Origin of the sequence: Flammeovirga pectinis (assembly GCF_003970675.1) — a bacterium.
In the GTDB taxonomy this organism is placed as follows: domain Bacteria; phylum Bacteroidota; class Bacteroidia; order Cytophagales; family Flammeovirgaceae; genus Flammeovirga; species Flammeovirga pectinis.
Genome location: NZ_CP034563.1, coordinates 647,574 through 666,889, shown reverse-complemented (window position 1 = coordinate 666,889; position 19,316 = coordinate 647,574). Strand labels below are relative to the sequence as shown.

Below are 19,316 nucleotides of genomic sequence, written 5' to 3'. Positions count from 1 at the left end.
GTGTCTATAATGGATTTTGATCTAAAGCAGGGTTACGATCTAACTCTTGTTGAGGAATTGGAAGTAAAACCTTCGCTTCTGTCATGTTATAATTTACTTTCTGACCTGTTCTCAAGTCTATTTCAACTAAATTATTCATTGTAGAAACCACTTTATTCTGACGAACAAGATCATCCCACCTGTGACCTTCTTGTGCTAATTCCAATCTTCTTTCATTCAGAATTTTATCTCTTAACTGATCTTGTGATAAACCCGAAGAAACTGCTGCTAAATTTACTCTCGTTCTAATTTTATTTAATTGTACTAAAGCTGCTGCACTGTTTCCGACTTCGTTAAATGCTTCTGCTTTTAATAAAACTATATCAGCATATCTTAATAGGTAAGGACGATCTGTTGATGCCCAACCCATTGCTTTTTTCCATTTGTAAGAAAATGGAATACTAGCACCTGCTGTATTTCCCCAATATTCATCTACCCAATCAACATTTTCGAATAACACTGATGCTCCTTTTCTAATTGCATCGTTCTCATTATCATAAGCTGCAATTAAATCTTGCGAAGGTGTAACAAACTTTCTCCATGTATCTCCAGAAATTGATGGAGGTAATAATAACTGCGGCCCAAAGTTTCCTTCATCTGTACCTAAGTATTGTACTTCTAAGATCGACTCCGCATTATTGTAATTCTCACTATCAAAAAGGTTTGAATAATTTGACAAGAGAACATAACCTGCAGAAGATTTCTCTACTTTTTCTATTGCTGCTAATGCATTATCCCATTCTCTATGTTGTGCGTACACCTTAGCTAAAAGTGCATTAGATGCTCCTGCTGTAGCTCTTGCCTTATTTGTTGATCCACCTAAATCATTACCGTTATCATCTGTATATAAATCTGGTAATAATTGTGCAGAAAGATTTAAATCTGCGATAATTTGCTGATAAACTTCTTCTTCTGAATTCCTTGGTACTCTTACATCTACAGGATCTGTAGATTTTGTAGGCGCCAAAATTAAAGGCACTCCACCAAACAACTTTACCAAAGTAAAATAATGGTAAGCTCTTAAAAATAAAGCCTCTCCTTTAATTTGGTTCTTACGCTCCTCTTTTAAACTAGGATCAGTAATTAATTCAATTTTTTCAATTACAGTGTTGGCCTTTAAAATCCCATTGTATATCTGAGACCAATTTGTAAATACTCTAGAATTAATAGGTGTTATAGTAAGTAAATCAGCTTCAAATACTTCCGGATTATCTCCTCCCGCATACGCGTTATCAGAGCGGATATCACTAAATACTACGTTATCCCAAACATAATATTCTGCAGATTGAAAAGTCTCATAAGCACCTATAAGAGCACTCTCCATTTGAGATGCTTTATTATAAGCATTATCAGAAGTTTCTTCTGAAATAGGTTGTAAGTCTAAAAAGTTATCACATGACATCGTTCCGAATACGAAGGCAGCAATTGTTATATATTTTTTTACGTTCATTGTCTTAGAAGTCTAAATTAGAAAGTGATATTTGCTCCAATAATTATGCTTCGAGTTTGTGGATAAGTACCATAATCAATACCTAAAACAGTGTTCGAACCACCACCTTGATTAACTTCAGGGTCAAATCCAGTGTAGTTTGTTAGCGTCCATAAATTTTCTCCTGTTGCATACACTTTAAATGAACCCATTCTAAATTTACTGATCACCTCACTTGGTAAGTTATAAGCAAGTGTTAGGGCTTTAAGTCTTAGATAAGAAGCATCTTCTACAAAGCGAGTAGAAATTCTAGAGTTATCTGTATTTCCTGGACTCGACTTTGGAATTGTAGTTACATCACCGCTTCTTTTCCATCTATTTAATACTGCAGTAGATTGGCTTTTAGCATCTGTCATTCCTTCAGTATCAATTCTAGTAGCATTCAACATTTCGTTGCCTTGAGCTCCTTGGAAAAATACATTTAAGGTAATGCCTTTCCAAGTTAATGTATTTGTAAAACCATAGATAAAATCAGGGTTTGCATCACCAATTACCTTTCTATCGTTAGGAGAAGGGTTAAAAGTAGAATTACCATCTCCACCCATATAATATGCATTACCTGTAGTTGGGTCAACACCTAAAAACTCGTAGCCATAAATAGATCCTAGAGGTTGTCCTTCCTTAATTTGAATAGCTTCACCTCTACCAGCGATACTACCAACATAAATTTCTTGCCCAACTAAGTTTGTTACTGTATTTCTATTGAATGAAATATTAAAATTAGTACTCCATTTGATCTCTTTATCTACATTCACTGTATTTAAATTGAACTCAAGTCCTTTGTTTTCTAATGCTCCAATATTTTGAATAGCATTATCATAACCTGTTGACCTTGGTAGAGGAGCATTTAGTAATAAATCTGATGTTCTTTTTATATAAGCATCAACGGTTAATTCTACACGATCATTGATTAAACCGATATCAATACCAATGTTTGTTTGCTCAGATTCTTCCCACTTTAACTTCTGATTTTCAATAGATGCTGGATAAGAACCCGGCTGAGCAATACCTCCAATTGGATAATTAGCTCCAGAACCAACCTTACCCATATAAGCATAAGTACCTATGTTATCGTTACCCACAATACCATATCCAGCTCTTAGTTTCAGATCAGAAATAAATTCTACATCTTCTAAGAAAGCCTCTTCAGATATTCTCCATCCTGCAGAGAAAGAAGGAAAAACGCCCCATCTATTTTGTGGTCCAAATACACTAGATCCATCTAAACGAATATTAGCTGTAAGTAAATACTTATTTTTAAAAGCATAGTTTACTCTACCTAAGAAAGATGCATTAGACTTTTCTGCTTCTGTTGCAGATGCTGCAGCAATTTCAGACCCTCCGTTTGGAGTTGTGATAGCATCAGATGCAAAATTTCTTCTTTCGATATTACTACTTTGCCAATGGTATTTTTGAACTACTGCACCCACCAATGCTTCTACTTTATGTTTATTAAATAGTTTATTGAATGATAGTGTGTTATCAAAAATATAGTAAGAGTTGTTATTCTGATTTACAATCGACTGCCCATTTAATGCTCTACCATAAGATGTTTTATATGGATCTAAGAAGTAGTCATATTTATCAGTATTATTATCAATACCAATATTTGATTTAAATTTAAAAGCATCTAAAAATGATACCTCCGCATAAAAATTACCTAGAAATCTTTTGTTGTTAAACCCTCTTTTAGAACCATCTGTACTCGCAATTGGATTTTCCCAATCTTGGAATGGGTTAGAAGTAAATGTTCCATCTTCATTATAAACGCCAATTACTGCTGGAGTGGTTAAAGCTCCTAAAAGAACACCACCTTGATTTACAGCAGCATTATCTTTTACATCAACATCATTATAGTCTACATAAGAAACTCTAGTTCCAACTTTAAACCAATTATTAACTTCTTGATCTAAATTTACTTTAAAGTTTGCTCTGTTCATTTCAGAACTTCTTACAGCACCTTGTGCCCCTGTAAAACCACCAGAAACATAATAATTTGTTTTATCTGATTTACCTGAAATGGCTACTTGATAATTTTGCGTATATCCCGTTTGGAACACCTCATTTTGCCAATCTGTATTTTCTTGATACTTACTCCAATCTGTATTATAACCCATTTCAGTCATTAAATCTCGGTATTGTTCACCGTTTAAGACTTCTTGTGTTCTCCATACTTCATTTACACCACCATATACATCTAATGATACAGTTGGTTTAGAAGATGTACCTTTCTTAGTGGTAATCAAAACAACACCGTTTGCACCTTGCGCTCCATAGATTGCTGCTGCTGATGCATCTTTCAATACAGAAACACTTTCTATATCTGAAGGACTTATTGATCTTGTATCTGTTGTTGGAACTCCGTCTACTACATATAACGGTTCTGCACCTGCGTTAATAGAGTTTGTACCACGAATACGCATTGATATTCCTTGTGATGGTTTTCCAGAAGAGGCTTGCACTTGCACACCTGCAACTTTACCTTGTAATAAAGATCCAACTTGTGTATTAGGACGAGACTCCATGTCTTCTGCTCCAATTACACTTACAGAACCCGTTACATCCTTTTTACTCTGCGTACCGTAACCAATCACAACTAATTCTTCTAATTTCATCATGTCTTCCAACATGCTTAAATTAATTGTCGTCTGGTTTGCTACAACAATCTCTTCAGTTTGCATTCCTATATAACTAAATACTAAAATTGAACTTGCGTTCTCAACTTGTATTTTATAATGCCCATCGAAGTCGGTTGTTGTACCGCTGTTAGAATTTTTCAATAAAATTGTAACTCCTGGTATTGGAGATCCTTCTTCATCTGTTACAACACCATTTATATTTCGTTGTGCAAATGATATTGTAGAAGTTAATAGTATAATTAAAAAAGTACTCCATATGCCTGAGGAGTAAAAAAACGTAGTAAGTCTAGTCATCGTAGTATAAACTTAAAGTCGTTCAAAATAGATTATAAAAAAATGTTTAATAAGGATTGTAAAATTTACAATTGTCAGCTGGTTTCCCTATCGAACATTACAAAGTTGGGTAAGTTAAAGTGTACGTCCTACGCATAGTAGTAAAATGGTAGACACTACATTAATTCAACACTCTTATTTACAACTACTTAACTAAAATGTTATTAAAAAAATAGTAGGTGCTTTATAGATAAAAAAAATCTATATTCTTTGTTATACATCTCCAATTCTCATTATGTAGTCATCAAAATTCTCTCTATCCACTATCGCTTTGTTTTTAACCTTTACTCTGTAATTATAAATTGTGGTTACAGAGTTCCCTAACAATTTAGAGATCTTAGCACTATCATTTATACCTAACCTAACTAAAGCAAAAATTCTTAATTCTGTATTTAAGAGTTCTTTATTTTTAGTAATAATGGGTTGATCAGGTTCTAGTAATTTATTAAAATCATCTACAAAAGTGGGGTAAATATGTAAGAATGTTTGATCAAAATTCTTGTAAAAGAGCTTCATTTCCTTTTTACGTACATCATCATCCTTCAACTCTTTTAGTAATTCTCCATACTTTCTTGCCACAAGCATTCTTTTTGTATGCGTGCTTTGGTATTCTAGCTTTTCAATATAATCACTACAAATCTTTAAAAATTCACCAATATAGATTTCTTTTACAAGGTTAGTATTTGATAAATCTGTATGTAATTTGGTCAACTGCCCGTTCGCATTTTGAAGTTCAGCATTCGATTCTCTCAACTTATTATTCATTTCTACGGTCGTATTTCTAACAGAGCGTACAGATTTCACTTGTTTATAAATAAAAATTATACCCACAAAAAGTATAATAATCATGATTGTGATAATTACATTAAAATATTCTAGGCGTGATTTCTGACTAATAAGTTGCTCTTCGTAAGACTGAGATATTACAGGTAGAATGTTTGCTATTTGAATAGCTCTTAATTTAGAATTATAGAATAATGCATCTTCATAACATATATTGATGTATTTATATGCTCGATCTACATCACCATCATGATAGAGTTTAAATGCCAATGTAGCCAATGAAGCATTGTCTTTTATAACTCCTTTAATATCTGAAATTGCAGATAATATTAAATATTTCTTTTGGTTATGGTTATCTTCTGCTACTTCATAAATTAATGAACGCTGAAAAGCAATTTTAGAATAATTATGTTGCCCAATAGAATATCTTGATAACCTAAGTGCATTGAGTTTTTTTGCTTTATCTAATTTTCTTGTATCAAGTGCCCTTGTTTCTAATATCTCTAAATTACTTTCTGAATTCTCTGGTAAAATTGCCAATAATGAATCACAGTAGTTGACATATTTAGTTTGATAACTCTGTTTGATCGATTTTGTAGGTGAATAATAATAAAGCTGGTTGTATAATTCTTTTCGAATAAGATAATATTTTACTAATAAATCATTTGATAACTTTTTGATTTCTAAGCCATCTAAGATTTCACTACTTTCTTGGTAAATACCAGCAATAACTAATATTCTTGCCAAGTTTAAGTTACTCTCATTAATCAGTTTATCCTCCTTTAACTGTTTAGCAAGATCAATTGCAACATAAGCAAAATGTAATGCTCCATAGAATTCGAATACTAAATATTGCTCATAGATCTCTGTTGCATAAAAGTACTTATCCTTTAAATCGGTTGTATCATTTTCTAATAAAACCCTAAACTCATTAATGTTATCATTCTTCTCTTTTAAATAAGTCTCTCTTTTTTCAATTGAAATATCAAGGACATTAAATAAAGAATCTATCTCGTTTTGGGCTATTGAAAAATTAGTAATGCCTACTATAAAAAAAATACATAATTGTATTGATAGTTTCATCTCTATAATTTTAAGGTCATAATAAAACGCACTAAAATAAATTAGGTTGAATAGTTACGTTATCTTAATAAACTTAAAATTATGAAAATATTTGCAATAAATTGTATTTTTTTGATACTAAAAAGTCTGTAAACGCTCATAACTACATCAAAATATAAGTTTGAACAAAAATAAGTTATCAATTAGTCTAAAAAAGAGACGAATTATAAGAGGCAGTACTAAAAATAATTCGTTAATGATTGCCTAAAATGAATAATTACGCACTCAAAATGTGCTATACACAATGTTATAAAACTCATCTGTTATTATATCCCATTATAACGCTAAGAGAGATAATCTAAGATTGGGTTGAGAGATAAAAGTTCTTACATTTGCGGAAAATAGCACAACAGTACAAACATTCTTATATGAAATTAATTACAAGAGCCTTTGATAAGGTAATTGGTTTTAAATTGACTCAGCCATTATTTCTCTTATCTGCACTTATCATGTTAAGTAGTCATGATTTGTATATTAAAATGGAAACTTACTTCCTGAAACCTCATCAAGAAGCAACCCTCAGTTTATACAATGGCACTTTTGAGGGCAGTGAAAATATTATCAGTCGTAATCGAATGTTAGATGCATCTATTGTCAGTCATGGAAATAGACAAGCTATAGATTCAAGTAAATGGGAAGATAAAGACAGTACTATTACTCAACTTTCTTTCAACACAGGTAACGCAGGAACTTATGTTATTGGGGTATCTACTAAAGCAAATACTTTAGCACAATCTGCCTTTGATTTTAATGTTTATTTAAAACATGATGGTGTATTGGATATGCTTTCACATCGTTTTGATAATGCATTATTGGATCAAGATGTTGTAGAGAGTTATCAAAAACATGTTAAGGCAATTTATCAGGTAGGAGAAGTAAAAACAGATGATTGGAATACGGTTTTAGGTTATCCTATTGAGTTTATTCCGGTAGAAAATCCTTACAATAAAAATACTGGAGAAACTATTGACATAAGATTACTAGTAGATGGTAAACCAGTAATTAATCAATTAGTTTATGCCAATCATAAAGGAATAACCCATACTCATGCTGCTGGTGAAGCCCATTCACATACCCATGGTCAGAAATTAAGAACGAATGAACAAGGTATTGTTACCGTCACGCTAGATGAAGGTGGAATTTACTATCTCAGAACAATTCATATGGTTGAGGTAAACAATGCTGAAGTAACTCATGAATCAAGATGGGCGACTTTATCTTTTGAAGTTACCCATGAACATGGTACTCATACTCATTTACATCATCCACATCCTCATGAAGAAGAAGGCATTCCAACTTCAGGTTTTATAGTAGTGAGTATTGCTCTCATCAGTTTGTTATTTATTTACTTTAAATATAAGGGTTAGTTATGAAAGTGAATTTAAAAAAAGTACTTCTATTCATCTTCTTATTTATCCCTTTTTTAGGGTTTGCTCATGATGTAACAAGTGCAGATCAGGAATTACTCAAAACAGGAGGAATATTCGCTTACCTTAGAGTAGGTGCCACTCATATGCTAACGGGTTACGATCATTTGCTATTTTTAGCAGGAGTAGTTTTCTATTTAAAAGGGTTTAAAGATATACTAAAATTTATTACTGCCTTTACTATTGGGCATTGTATTACGCTTATTGGAGCTACATATTTAGGTATTACTGCAAATGAACATTTAGTTGATGGAGTGATTGCCCTAAGTATTTTGTATAAGGGTTTTGAAAATTTAGGAGGTTTTAAAAAGCTTGGTATTAACGCCCCTAACTTACTAATAATGGTAGTGATTTTTGGGTTAATTCATGGTTTTGGTCTTTCCACTAAATTACAATCTTTTGAAAATGGAAGTAACGATTTCCTAGCTAAAATTCTTTGTTTTAACCTTGGAGTTGAAATAGGACAAATTCTAGCTCTTATACCTATCGTGTTTATCATTACGTATTCTCGTAAATTGACAGATTTCCCTGCATTTTATAAAGCAGTAAATTGGTATTTAATGATTGCTGGTGTTGGGTTGTTTGCTTATCAGATGTATTTGTTTTAAGGCTAATATTAAAATGTAAATTAACATCTATGCACTTAACACCAAATATACATATACAACTCATTTGAAATAAGTTTTTTTGAAACTGTTTGTTTAAAAAGAAAATTATACTAGCTTTAAATTAACATTAAAGCAAACAATCTATTTAACAAATGAACTTACTTAACAAATCTATTTATTTAGTGATACTTTTTAGTATACTAATTTCTTGCACTAAAACTGAAGAAGAAGAAAAAGAACCAATCCTAAATGGAGAATTATCATTTTCTATTCAATTATCAGAAACCAATAAAAATACTGTTCGGCTATCCAAAAGTATCGAAGAATTTTCTTTTATTATTACAAACTTAACGACTGACGATATTGTAATAGACTCAAAAGATTATGAATCTATTCCAGAAGTTTTTGAACTTCTAGAGGGTGAATATTCGATTGAAGTAACTAATGAAAAATTGAGCTCAGGTTTTGAGTCTCCAAGGTATTTTGGAGTTGAAACTTTTTCTATCAAAGCTCAAGAAAGAACTGACATTGAAGTTGCTTGTAAACTTGAAAATATAAAAGTAAAAGTAGTTTTTTCTGATTTAATTAAAAAAAGCTATCCATCTATTTTTGCGAACATAAAAACATCAAATTCAAATGAACTTGTTTACCCTGTAGATGAAAATAGAAATGCCTATTTATCTGAGGGGAGTATAAGTTTTACCCTTTATTTTGAAAATGAGGTAGCAGAAACCGTTTATAAAGAAATAGAAGGAAGTAAAGCTAATGATGCTTACGTTTTTTATGTGAAAACGGATAAAGATGAAGAGCAAACTTTTGATGATGCTACAATCGTTGAATCTATTACTATTAATGAAAGTTGGAAAATTCCGTACCTAAATTTTTTAGTAGGAGATGGAAATAAACAATGGAAAATTGATGAGAAAACGGAAGGGCATTTAGCTCTTGGCTCTATAGATTCCTATACACCTGATTGGTGGGTATGTAATGCCTATAACTTTGAAAATATGGGTATATATGATGATAGAATGTCCTTTCTAGAAAAAAATAATACTTTTCAATTACTGAATAATACCACTACCTTGATTCGTAATGATAACGACCAAGTTATGGTAAATTATTATGATAGTTTAGAGGGTGCAACTTTATCAAATGATTCAGATATTCACCATCTAACATATACTATTAATCATCCTCATCAAGATACTTGGGCTTGGAACCTTTATAAAAATAATGAAGGTAATGTTTATCTTAAATTTAAGAACGGAGCTTTCCCTATTTATCATGTTGGTTTAGATTTAGAATACGAAGTTATTTTATTAAATGACAATGAGTTAACACTAAGAGCAATAGATACAGATGGAATTGTTGCTCATTATATAGTATTTTTAAAAGAGGGCTATGAAAGACCAGATGTAAGTACATCTGTTAAACAGGCTTTATTGGATATATACAATCAAATGGATGGATCTAGTTGGAATAATGATCATGATTTCAATAGTGACAAGCCTGTAAGAGAATGGAGAAATTTAAAAGTAGACAATAACGGAAAGTTAACTGAGTTAAATTTATCAAGATTGGGGTTAAAAGGAGAAATTCCTGTAACGATTAGTGATTTAAAAGATTTGAAATATTTAGATTTAAGTGAAAATCATATTGTAGGAACTCTTCCTGTAGGTTTTTCTAAATTTTCTGATTTGATAACTCTTCATCTAGGAAATAATCAATTCAGTGGTACAATCCCCAATGAATGGAGTTTGTTAATCACGCTAAATAGTTTAAAATTAAATGAAAACCAATTAGAAGGAGAAATACCTTCATACCTTAATGGTTTTGAAAAATTTTGGATTTTTAAAATTGAAAACAATAATTTTTCTGGAGTAATTCCTAAGGATCTTTTTGATAAATTAAATAGTTATGCGCCTTGGAATGAATTTACATATGATGAAAAGAATAATCCATATAATTGATATGTAACACTTAAGTAAGATATAAATAGCAATTTGACTTAATTTTCAGAATTATTCAGATTGCTATTTACTTTTCTTAAAAAGGTAATCCTCTTGCATTTATTTAGGCGTAAAACAATCATAATATAGATCGTTAAATTCAAAGCTTCCTTACCCAAATTAATATACCTGTTACTGGCATAGAAGCGGCAATTAAGGTGGCAATAAAATATAGAATTATGCCTGGTAAACCCATTATTTCGCCAGTGTGTAAGGGTAAAGAAATGGCTGTAAATTGTTTGTGTAAAGGCTGATCTGTAAATTTATGAAGAGACTTAAACTCTCCATCTTTTGTGTATTCTATGTCATCTGGAAGAATAGCCTTTAGTAAATTTTCTTGGTTAATTTTTGTGATGTGATAATAGGCTTCTTCCTCTGTTGGGAAGTCTAAAATGGTTATGGCTTTATAAGGTAATTTCAGGTTTACATCACTTAATAAACTATCTAAAGAGATTTCTTTCAGTACTTTTTGCTTATCCGATTGACTATCAATTACATCATCTAAAAAAGAAGCAAACACATTAGACATTTCTGCTTTGGCTGCTTCAGAACTATTTTCTGATAATACTGCAACGCCACCTAACGATACAATTATACCACTTTTCACCCAAGAATAAGAAACATATAAACCTGTAAATGAAATAAATAATAGCAATATAAAAGTGTAGAAACCAAGTGTATTGTGCAAGTCATAAATTACTCTTGGCAACTTGGCCGACCATTTAATAGTTAGCCCTTTTTTAAGTTGTGTAGTTTTTTTTGGAAACCATAATACTAACCCAGATGTTAATAGAACAACAAATATTAAAATTGATGCTCCTACAATCTGTTTTCCTACTTTTCCAAGTAATAACTCTTTGTGTATTTGCTTCATTAAGTTGAAGAAATCACCTGCAGATCTACTGCTTGCTCCTATTATTTTTCCATTCTCAGGATCAACATAAAAATGACCGTCTTCATCACTTTGGTCTTTATAGGTAACCAAAATATTTCTTGATGTAGTTTCCGGAATTGTTATACTCGTAATCAATAAGCCCTCTGATTCAAACTGATTTTGAAGTACATTTATCGAAACAAAATCGTCTCCTTTACTATCCCTCGAAAAAACAACATCATAATTAAGTAATTCCTGTATTTGTGTTTTAAATGAGTAAGTTGCCCCACTTAAACATACCACAAAAACTACCACACTCGACAAAAGTCCGAGCCACAAATGTGACACGGACATGATGTATTTAAAAATGCTTTCGTTCTTTCTCTTTTTTCTTAAAAGTGATTTCTTCAGTCGCATTACCCTTTTTCGTTTTTACCTCTGTAGTTTTCTTTTTTAATTAACTCAAGATATTGGGCGTATTGCTCTTTCGTAAACACTTTTTGTAAAGCTTCTTTTCTATTGTTATCAAACTGTTGCCAGTATTCTGCAGCAGCCTTACCGTTACCGTGGTAATAATCGTGAGCATCTCTGTATGCTTTTACAAATGCCTCATTAACTGCATTGTACATTTTAGCTTGTTGCTCATCTAAAGATAATTCAGTTACCACTTCTTGCTTAAGCTCATCCGAATAATCTGATTGAAAAGGCATGTGTCTTTTAACGTACTCATGATATACTTCAAATTGAGTAGCAGTAAGAATAGGCTTTACCTTTTGCTCTTGTGCAACATAAGAAGGCTTTACAATTTTAATATATTTTGCCTTACTCATTTTACCAGATGCCTTTAAAGCTTCTATCTTAGCAGCTCTATCAGCATCAAACTCTGTATTTATAGCATCAAACTTTACTAATTGATCAGCTGACAAGGCTAAAGAAGGTTTCACATTTTCAAAATTAATACCTCTTCCCTTTTTTTCTTTAGCACAAGAAAATGCTAAGAATGCAAATAAAACTATTAAATATTTTCTCATCTTTCTCTTTTTTTATTTTTAGTAAATACCTTGAACATAAACGTTACCACCATCTAACTGTAGACCTTGTGCTGCAGTCGTATTTTCGATTTCATAGACAAAAGATTCTCCTCCATTTGGGCTTATTGCCATATAGAATTTCTCTCCTTCTACTACTGCATTTTGGTATTTAAATAGATCAGAATATGGAATTCCTTCTACTTTCTCGATTGTTTTATTGATCACATCAACTCGAGCTAAATACCAGTTATTATCATCATCAATAGATTTATCTTCTATAGCCACATACCCTTTACCACCACCAATGTGGAACCAGTTTACAGAACCAAAACTTCCACCTCCTAGCGTTTCTGTTACATTAAAAGAATACGAATTATCGTAATCTCCATCTACTAATTTTGTAAAAACAACATCAGCACCATCTACTGGCCAGTTGACTTGGTAAACTGCATTTTGGTATTCATACATAGAACGACCTCTGTAACCGTAATTATGTCCTTTAGACTGAGAAGAATGTACAATAGAATAATTTTCAAAAGATGGGTAATCCAATACAATTGTAGCTAAGTCGTCTGCATAACCATCAGGATTACCATTAATTTTTTGTTGCGTACCAAAGTAAACTTTCCCATTCATAACTACTGGAGCATCTACTCTAGAAACATACGCATCGTTTTCGGCATAAGTACCTAAACTAACTTCTTCTGTTTCTTCAATCTGTAAACCAGGAATTTTCATTTTTACAATTTGAAGTGTTACTTCTACTTCATTTTGTGTATTTGGTTCAGAAGTAGCTACATAAAAAGCCAATAAACTTTCATTACTTACTACCTCAAACCTAGGGTGAGTACCTACAAATTGTTGTACACTAATTTCAGTTAGTTGATTATAAGATGATTTACCATCATACTCTAATTCTCTAATTACACCAGTACCATAATTAAGGTTATAAATTAAACCGTTCGCTTCTGCAAGGTATGCCGAACGTTCCCCTTTCATTTCAGTTCCGTTGTCAACAATAGAAAAATCTCCCTCTGTTAAAGAGTTTGTTGGTGCCATATAAACCATAGCTGCATCTGTTGTAGAAACATCTGCTGCAATATTAAACACCTTTTCTGTAGGGTCAATTGGTGTTTCGTTTGTAGTATCATCGTTATTACATCCAGCAAAAGTGAATAATGTTATAAGCGAGAATAGTTTAATTAGAATGTTTGATTGATAAAATTTCATCGATATTAAGATTAATTTATTTCTTAAAAAATAGAATAATTGATTTTCATGAATACTCCCCTGCCAGGTTGTTGTATGGCAAAGTTGTCGAAGACTTGTTCGTTAAAGATGTTTTTGACATCAATACTTAAAGACATTTTTCTTTTTGGAAAACTGTAACTCACTCCTGCATTATTTACAAATTGAGTAGGTATCATATCTTTATCATACTTACCAATAGACTCCCAGTTTCTATAGAATTCGTGTACGTAACGGATTGTCCAATAAACGCTTAAATTTCCTTGTTCCTGTATTACATCTCTAAAATTATATCGAACACTACTGTTTATCTGAAAAAACGGTTCGTTCTTTAACCTAGAGTTATAATGTAGATTTTCGTTCCCGTTCTGATCATACTTAGCCTTGTCTCTTGCGTCTGTATAAGAAGCCGAGAAAGTAACATCTAATTTAGAATCATAGTTATAATCTACTTGAAAATCTACTCCTTTACTCAAAATACTTGTGAGGTTTTCGTACACAAAATAATCTTGTCCACCGGTTACAAAAGTTGTTTGTTGTATTAAGTCTGTAACATCTCTATAAAATAAGTTTGTGGAGAGTGTTAAGCTATGCGGACCAAAATAAAGTGTACCATATCTAAAGCCTAAATTGATATTTTGACTTTGTTCTGGCTTTAATGAATCCGTAGCAAAAACGTTTTGAGCATCGTTACCAAACAGTTCATTTGCTTTAGGAATACGAATTGCTTTTTCATAAGATAAAGACACTAAAAAATCTGATGTTAATTGGTAACTACTAGCAATTCCATATCCATAATTGTGGTCTTTGCTACTTTTATGATACGGAACATAGATATTGTTTTCATACACGGCATCTACATTATCGTAGCTGTACCCGTAGTATTTACCAAAAACATTCGTCTTTAATTTATTATCAAATGCTCTGTTTTGTAAAGATAAGCCCATGATATTTTTCGTCATGTTTTGCTCATCATTTAAAGCTCTTTTCCCCACTTCTGCCATAGGATCATCAGATACCCTATTAAATTTGGTAAATACCTGATTAAGAGTAACTGTATTGTTATCGTTTAAAGCATAATTAATATTGATACGATTAATAAAAGTACCCTCATCCGTTTTTGCTAAAGTTGGCGTACCTTGCTCGCCCCCTACTGGCTTTGTATTCCATACTTCACCATACCAATTGTATACATTTTTTGTAGTATCTACCACCTGACGTGTTCTTTCTGAATAAGCAGAAAATAAACTCACATCTAAGCCTTTAGCTAAAAAGTCTTTTTTGTTGTACGATAAACTTGGCATAACCGTACTCTGAGTATAATATCTTTCGCCATAAGGGATTTCCATAGTTGCTCCATGTTGTACTTCTTTGTACATATCAGAAGCTAGGAAACTGATAAAAAATTGATCTGCCCATTTTTTATCTGTAAAACCAATATCTAGTTTAGTACCATAAGCTTGATATGCATCATTAAAACGTTTCGCTTTAACACTCCTATCAATTCTACCCGTTTCTGGATCTGTAACATAAACATCCTTTCCCCACACTTCGTAATTATTATCTGAGTAATTATAAAATGCAGAACCTCTAAACGTAAAACCAGATTTTTCATCACGGTAATTACCACTTATAGAAGTTTGATGTGTATTAAAAGAACCACCAGAATAAGAGACATCTAATGCTTTGTCTGTTTTATTTTTTGTAGTAATATTGATTGCACCACCCAAGGCATCACTTCCTAATTCCACAGGAACAACACCTTTATAAACCTCCATTTTTTCTATAATTGATACTGGCAATGAATTAATAGAATACGAACTTCCATAATATTCCATTGGAACACCATCAATAAAAAAGCGAATAGCATTACCCGTTAGGCCATTGATACTATAAGAAGCATCGGAACCCATTCCTCCTGTTTGTCTTACTGTAATACCTGGCGTTTCATCAAGAAGGTTATTTAATTGAATAGATTGCACCTGTACTTTTTCTGTAGAGATTGATTTAGCCGCAAAACCTTGCGTTTCCATCTTTGTCGCCTCAGATTGCTCAACAATTAAAACCTCATCTAGTTGAGTCTGATTCTCTTCTAATAAAACTTCTAAGTTTACAGTAGAATTTCCGGTAATAGTTACGTGTTTGGTGAATTGCTTATAGCCAGTTCTAGCAAATAGAATTTTATAAGTTCCAGCTTTTAGATGAGTAATTTCAAAATTACCATAGTCATTAGAATATGTACTTTTATGTACTGATTCTACTAAAACAGTACAAAAAACAATGGCTTCTCCAGAATTTGCATCTCTAATTTCCCCTTTTATTGCTCCACTTTGCTGAGCGTATACCAAGGTTGTTAGCGAAAGATATATAGAAATTAATAACAGTAATGCTTTAGAATGCATTGGTAGTATTTTTATTTAGATCAATTTTAAATAACAACACAATGTTACTAGTTAGCTGATTTTATTACAACAGCATTTACATTTGTTAATTATATTTATTTAGATTAATTACAAATAAGTGATTTTGATCACCTAAACTATTCGTGGTATACTTTGTTATTTGCTGTCCTCGATTAATCACTTCTCAAAAACGAAAAGAAAAAACCTGTAACTAATTTCAAAATCAATTACAGGCTTCATAACTATCAAAAAAATATTTGAAAACTTTTATATAATTTACTATTCAACAATCAACTTCTTCGTAATCATCTTACCACCAACAGAAATCACAATAAAATAAACACCTGCATTTAAGTCTTTAATTTCTAACTTAACAACAGTTTGGTTATATACCTTAATTTCTTTTACAACAAGTCCAATTGTATTATACATTTCAATAGTTCCACTCGATATTTTATTAAAATCGATATTAAAATAACTTTGTGAAGTAGGATTAGGGTAGACAACTATATTTTGAAGAACTTCATCATTTTCTCCAATTGAAGTAATTGGAGCATCATCTACAGTATTTAATACAGAAGTTATTGTTACAGTTGCAATAAAATCACCATCAACTGTAGTTGCGTTTACATTTGTAACCCCACTTTTTATAGCAGTTACAACTCCACTTTCATCCACTGAAGCTACGGAACTGTCATCACTGGTCCACTTAATATCTTTTACAGTAGCATTATTTGGTAAAATAGTACCTTCTAGTTGATCGTCTTCTCCAACATAAATACTTAATTCAGATTTATTTAAAGTGATTCCTGTTACATTAATTTGTGTTACAAAAGTAACTATCGAAGTCCATCCAGACGTATTAGTGAAATTTACAGCACTTACCTTAACCTCATAGGTTGACAATACATCGAGTCCTATTAACACATATTCTTCTTTATTATCGTTGTAAATACTATCTATTTCTACCCAATCTTGTCCTTGTTTCCTAAACGCAATTTTATGAAAAGTAGCATTACTCCCTTCTGTAAAAGAAATTGTTGCTGATGTATCTAAAGCTTTTACAGTTACATTTGATGGTGCACCAACATTCCCATAAGAGATAGAAGTAACCTCAATTGTTGCTATTATCTCATTCAGATGATTTAACGCTGTAACCGTCGCTTTTCCACCTCCAATTGCATTAATTAAACCTGTTTCATCTACTGTTACAACAGATGTATTGTCGCTACTCCAAGTTATTGCACCTTCTTTCGTTAATTTCTTCGTTTCGCCTACAGATAATGTTACTTCATTTTTTTCTTCTTCCTCATCCTCTTCAAAACCTAGGTCTTTAACTTTAATAAATTTCTGAGAAATTAAAATACCATTTCCTTCTAAAATAACACTATAAACCCCTTGTGGATAAGATGACGCATCTATTTCAATATTGCCATTAATTACAGCATGTGATTGTTCCTCCATTAAGGAGTCTAATAAATTAACCACTTTTAGTGTGCCATTATTTACAGTTGTATTTATAGAGGCCACTAATTTATTTTGTACTAGTCGCTGTGATAACGATAAATGTTCCTCTTCATCTCCACTAAAAAAACCGACATCTGTTGGCTTTGCAGTGTTACCAAAGAAATCCATACCTCCAGCATTTTCAACATTAAAGCCATTGGTTCTTTTAGAAACTAAAGCAGCATAATGATTACCTTCAACAGTACCAATCATTGGGTTACTATCTAAAGCATTTGTAGTGCCATAATATGCGTTGTTAGAAAAAACATTATTAGTACTTGATGTCATGTTAAAAGCCATTGATTCTACACCATAAAAAGTATTATTATAAAATGTAGTTTTATCTGCAAAACCAAACCAACTATTTGATTTTACAAATTCTTTATCTACAGAAGCAGGCTTTTTAGGTGCGTAAATTGTGTTATTATAGATCTGTGCTTCTGTAACAGGGCCAGCAATATGAATAGCAGGAACTTTGTTGGCGTATTTCTTCCCATCTGTACGGAAACCATCATTTATACTCAAGTTATACCTTACAATTGGTTTAATATTCTTAGCTGTTTCTTTAGATCCATCATTACAAATCAAGACAAAGCCACCTACATTGTCAAAACTATAATTGTATTGAATAATAGTATTTTCGCAATTAAAATCAGCATCATACCCTTGCCCATCGTGCTTTGCCTGATGTCCGCTTACTTGATTGTGTTGAATAATGGTATTTACAGAATTAAAAGCCCAAATACCTGCAGCTGCATTATTTTCTAAATCTAAAAGAGGTGAAAAATCTCTACAAATATTATATTCAACAATTGCATTTTCCATCCCGAAAGCAACAATTGCGTCCCCTGGTATTCTTTCAATTAAATTCTTACGAATAAGTACATTTTTATTTCTAAATGGTGTATCCAAACCAAAATTGTAATTGCCGTATATACCATTTCTTACCACATCATAAATATGGTTTCCTTCAATAAGAACATCAACAACTCTACTTCTAGTGGTACTTCCTGTATTTTTAACTAAGATTCCACCACCTTGGCCATCGTTCTTATCTTGTTCACCGTTTATATCGTGGATATCGCAATTTTTTACTTGAGTACCATAGATTTCACCTTTATTATTTGCACGAATTTCAATACCATATCTCCCTCCTAATGGCGATTCACCTCTGTTTGTTACTTCAAAACCATCAAAAGTAATGTATGCACAATTCATTAAATGTACGGCCATAGTGCCCTCTCCATTACCTTTTATATGTGGTTTTACACCTGTACCATAAGAGCTAAAAGTGATCGGGTTTTCTTTAGTTCCTACAAAGTTATTCAACACTAATTGTCCTTCCCATACTTGATCTGTATGGAATAATATAGAGTCGCCAGGAACATATTTTGTTCTAAAGGATTTCACTTTAGTAATTGTTTTCCAAGCCGTTTCTTTCGTCAATCCGTTATTCGCATCTGCTCCATTTTCTATATCTACATAGTAAGTATTTTGAGCAGTAAGTTGTAAAGAATTGAGAATTAGAAATGTTAGTAGTACCAATCTTTTCATCATAATTTTGTTCGTTAAGGAGATAAATAAAAGAACCCTCCCAATTGTTAAAAATCAACATCTATAACTGCAAGTGTTGAATGCACAATATATGACTGAGATGTATGAGTTATTCATCAAAAATTTACATATACGTAGCACATTTTGACTTTTTTAGAGTATCTGCTATTATTTTATTAAAATTATCTGACGCAACACTTCAGGTTGATATATTTAATGTAAGTGTTTATATAAATGAGATAAATTTCACGA

At 31.9% G+C, this 19,316-nt stretch carries 11 protein-coding genes; 3 read left to right on the top strand and 8 right to left on the bottom strand.

Annotated features, from left to right (window positions below; all coding sequences use genetic code 11):
• Window positions 1-4 precede the first annotated feature (4 nt).
• The 3 genes from EI427_RS22835 to EI427_RS22825 form a co-directional block, all read right to left on the bottom strand.
• On the bottom strand, window positions 5-1,489 hold the full coding sequence (locus EI427_RS22835; protein WP_126619400.1) for a RagB/SusD family nutrient uptake outer membrane protein: 1,485 nt from the start codon (window positions 1,487-1,489) through the stop codon (window positions 5-7).
• Window positions 1,490-1,506: 17 nt separating this feature from the next.
• Window positions 1,507-4,461 (bottom strand): SusC/RagA family TonB-linked outer membrane protein, encoded by a 2,955-nt coding sequence (locus tag EI427_RS22830; RefSeq protein ID WP_126619398.1) that lies wholly within the window; start codon window positions 4,459-4,461, stop codon window positions 1,507-1,509.
• 252 nt (window positions 4,462-4,713) lie between these two features.
• The gene (locus EI427_RS22825; protein WP_126619395.1) at window positions 4,714-6,366 is read right to left on the bottom strand and encodes a DUF6377 domain-containing protein; all 1,653 of its coding nucleotides are present in this window, start codon (window positions 6,364-6,366) and stop codon (window positions 4,714-4,716) included.
• Window positions 6,367-6,773: 407 nt separating this feature from the next.
• On the opposite strand from EI427_RS22825, the gene EI427_RS22820 reads away from it, so the two are divergent.
• From EI427_RS22820 to EI427_RS22810, 3 genes are all read left to right on the top strand, one after another.
• Window positions 6,774-7,772, top strand: a complete 999-nt coding sequence (locus tag EI427_RS22820; protein ID WP_170178589.1) for a DUF4198 domain-containing protein — start codon at window positions 6,774-6,776, stop codon at window positions 7,770-7,772.
• A 2-nt stretch (window positions 7,773-7,774) separates the two neighbouring features.
• Window positions 7,775-8,440 (top strand): HupE/UreJ family protein, encoded by a 666-nt coding sequence (locus tag EI427_RS22815; RefSeq protein WP_126619393.1) that lies wholly within the window; start codon window positions 7,775-7,777, stop codon window positions 8,438-8,440.
• A 152-nt stretch (window positions 8,441-8,592) separates the two neighbouring features.
• Entirely contained in the window at window positions 8,593-10,410 is a 1,818-nt protein-coding gene (locus tag EI427_RS22810; protein ID WP_126619391.1) for a DUF4493 domain-containing protein, read from the top strand.
• Between the two features lie 139 nt (window positions 10,411-10,549).
• Here the strand turns inward: EI427_RS22810 and EI427_RS22805 are convergent, their stop codons facing one another.
• From EI427_RS22805 to EI427_RS22785, 5 genes are all read right to left on the bottom strand, one after another.
• Window positions 10,550-11,677: a PepSY-associated TM helix domain-containing protein gene (locus tag EI427_RS22805; protein WP_170178588.1), complete on the bottom strand. Its 1,128-nt coding sequence runs from the start codon at window positions 11,675-11,677 to the stop codon at window positions 10,550-10,552.
• Window positions 11,678-11,739: 62 nt separating this feature from the next.
• Window positions 11,740-12,354 (bottom strand): hypothetical protein, encoded by a 615-nt coding sequence (locus EI427_RS22800; RefSeq protein WP_126619387.1) that lies wholly within the window; start codon window positions 12,352-12,354, stop codon window positions 11,740-11,742.
• Between the two features lie 18 nt (window positions 12,355-12,372).
• Window positions 12,373-13,584: a hypothetical protein gene (locus tag EI427_RS22795; RefSeq protein ID WP_126619385.1), complete on the bottom strand. Its 1,212-nt coding sequence runs from the start codon at window positions 13,582-13,584 to the stop codon at window positions 12,373-12,375.
• A 23-nt stretch (window positions 13,585-13,607) separates the two neighbouring features.
• Window positions 13,608-16,004: a TonB-dependent receptor gene (locus EI427_RS22790; protein ID WP_126619383.1), complete on the bottom strand. Its 2,397-nt coding sequence runs from the start codon at window positions 16,002-16,004 to the stop codon at window positions 13,608-13,610.
• Window positions 16,005-16,283: 279 nt separating this feature from the next.
• Window positions 16,284-19,067: an Ig-like domain-containing protein gene (locus EI427_RS22785; RefSeq protein ID WP_126619381.1), complete on the bottom strand. Its 2,784-nt coding sequence runs from the start codon at window positions 19,065-19,067 to the stop codon at window positions 16,284-16,286.
• Window positions 19,068-19,316 lie beyond the last annotated feature (249 nt).

Bases quoted from the DNA above. Each gene is read 5' to 3' on its own strand.
- EI427_RS22835 (WP_126619400.1), bottom strand. From the start codon at position 1,489: ATGAACGTAAAAAAATATATAACAATTGCTGCCTTCGTATTCGGAACG.
- EI427_RS22830 (WP_126619398.1), bottom strand. From the start codon at position 4,461: ATGACTAGACTTACTACGTTTTTTTACTCCTCAGGCATATGGAGTACT.
- EI427_RS22825 (WP_126619395.1), bottom strand. From the start codon at position 6,366: ATGAAACTATCAATACAATTATGTATTTTTTTTATAGTAGGCATTACT.
- EI427_RS22820 (WP_170178589.1), top strand. From the start codon at position 6,774: ATGAAATTAATTACAAGAGCCTTTGATAAGGTAATTGGTTTTAAATTG.
- EI427_RS22815 (WP_126619393.1), top strand. From the start codon at position 7,775: ATGAAAGTGAATTTAAAAAAAGTACTTCTATTCATCTTCTTATTTATC.
- EI427_RS22810 (WP_126619391.1), top strand. From the start codon at position 8,593: ATGAACTTACTTAACAAATCTATTTATTTAGTGATACTTTTTAGTATA.
- EI427_RS22805 (WP_170178588.1), bottom strand. From the start codon at position 11,677: ATGTCCGTGTCACATTTGTGGCTCGGACTTTTGTCGAGTGTGGTAGTT.
- EI427_RS22800 (WP_126619387.1), bottom strand. From the start codon at position 12,354: ATGAGAAAATATTTAATAGTTTTATTTGCATTCTTAGCATTTTCTTGT.
- EI427_RS22795 (WP_126619385.1), bottom strand. From the start codon at position 13,584: ATGAAATTTTATCAATCAAACATTCTAATTAAACTATTCTCGCTTATA.
- EI427_RS22790 (WP_126619383.1), bottom strand. From the start codon at position 16,004: ATGCATTCTAAAGCATTACTGTTATTAATTTCTATATATCTTTCGCTA.
- EI427_RS22785 (WP_126619381.1), bottom strand. From the start codon at position 19,067: ATGATGAAAAGATTGGTACTACTAACATTTCTAATTCTCAATTCTTTA.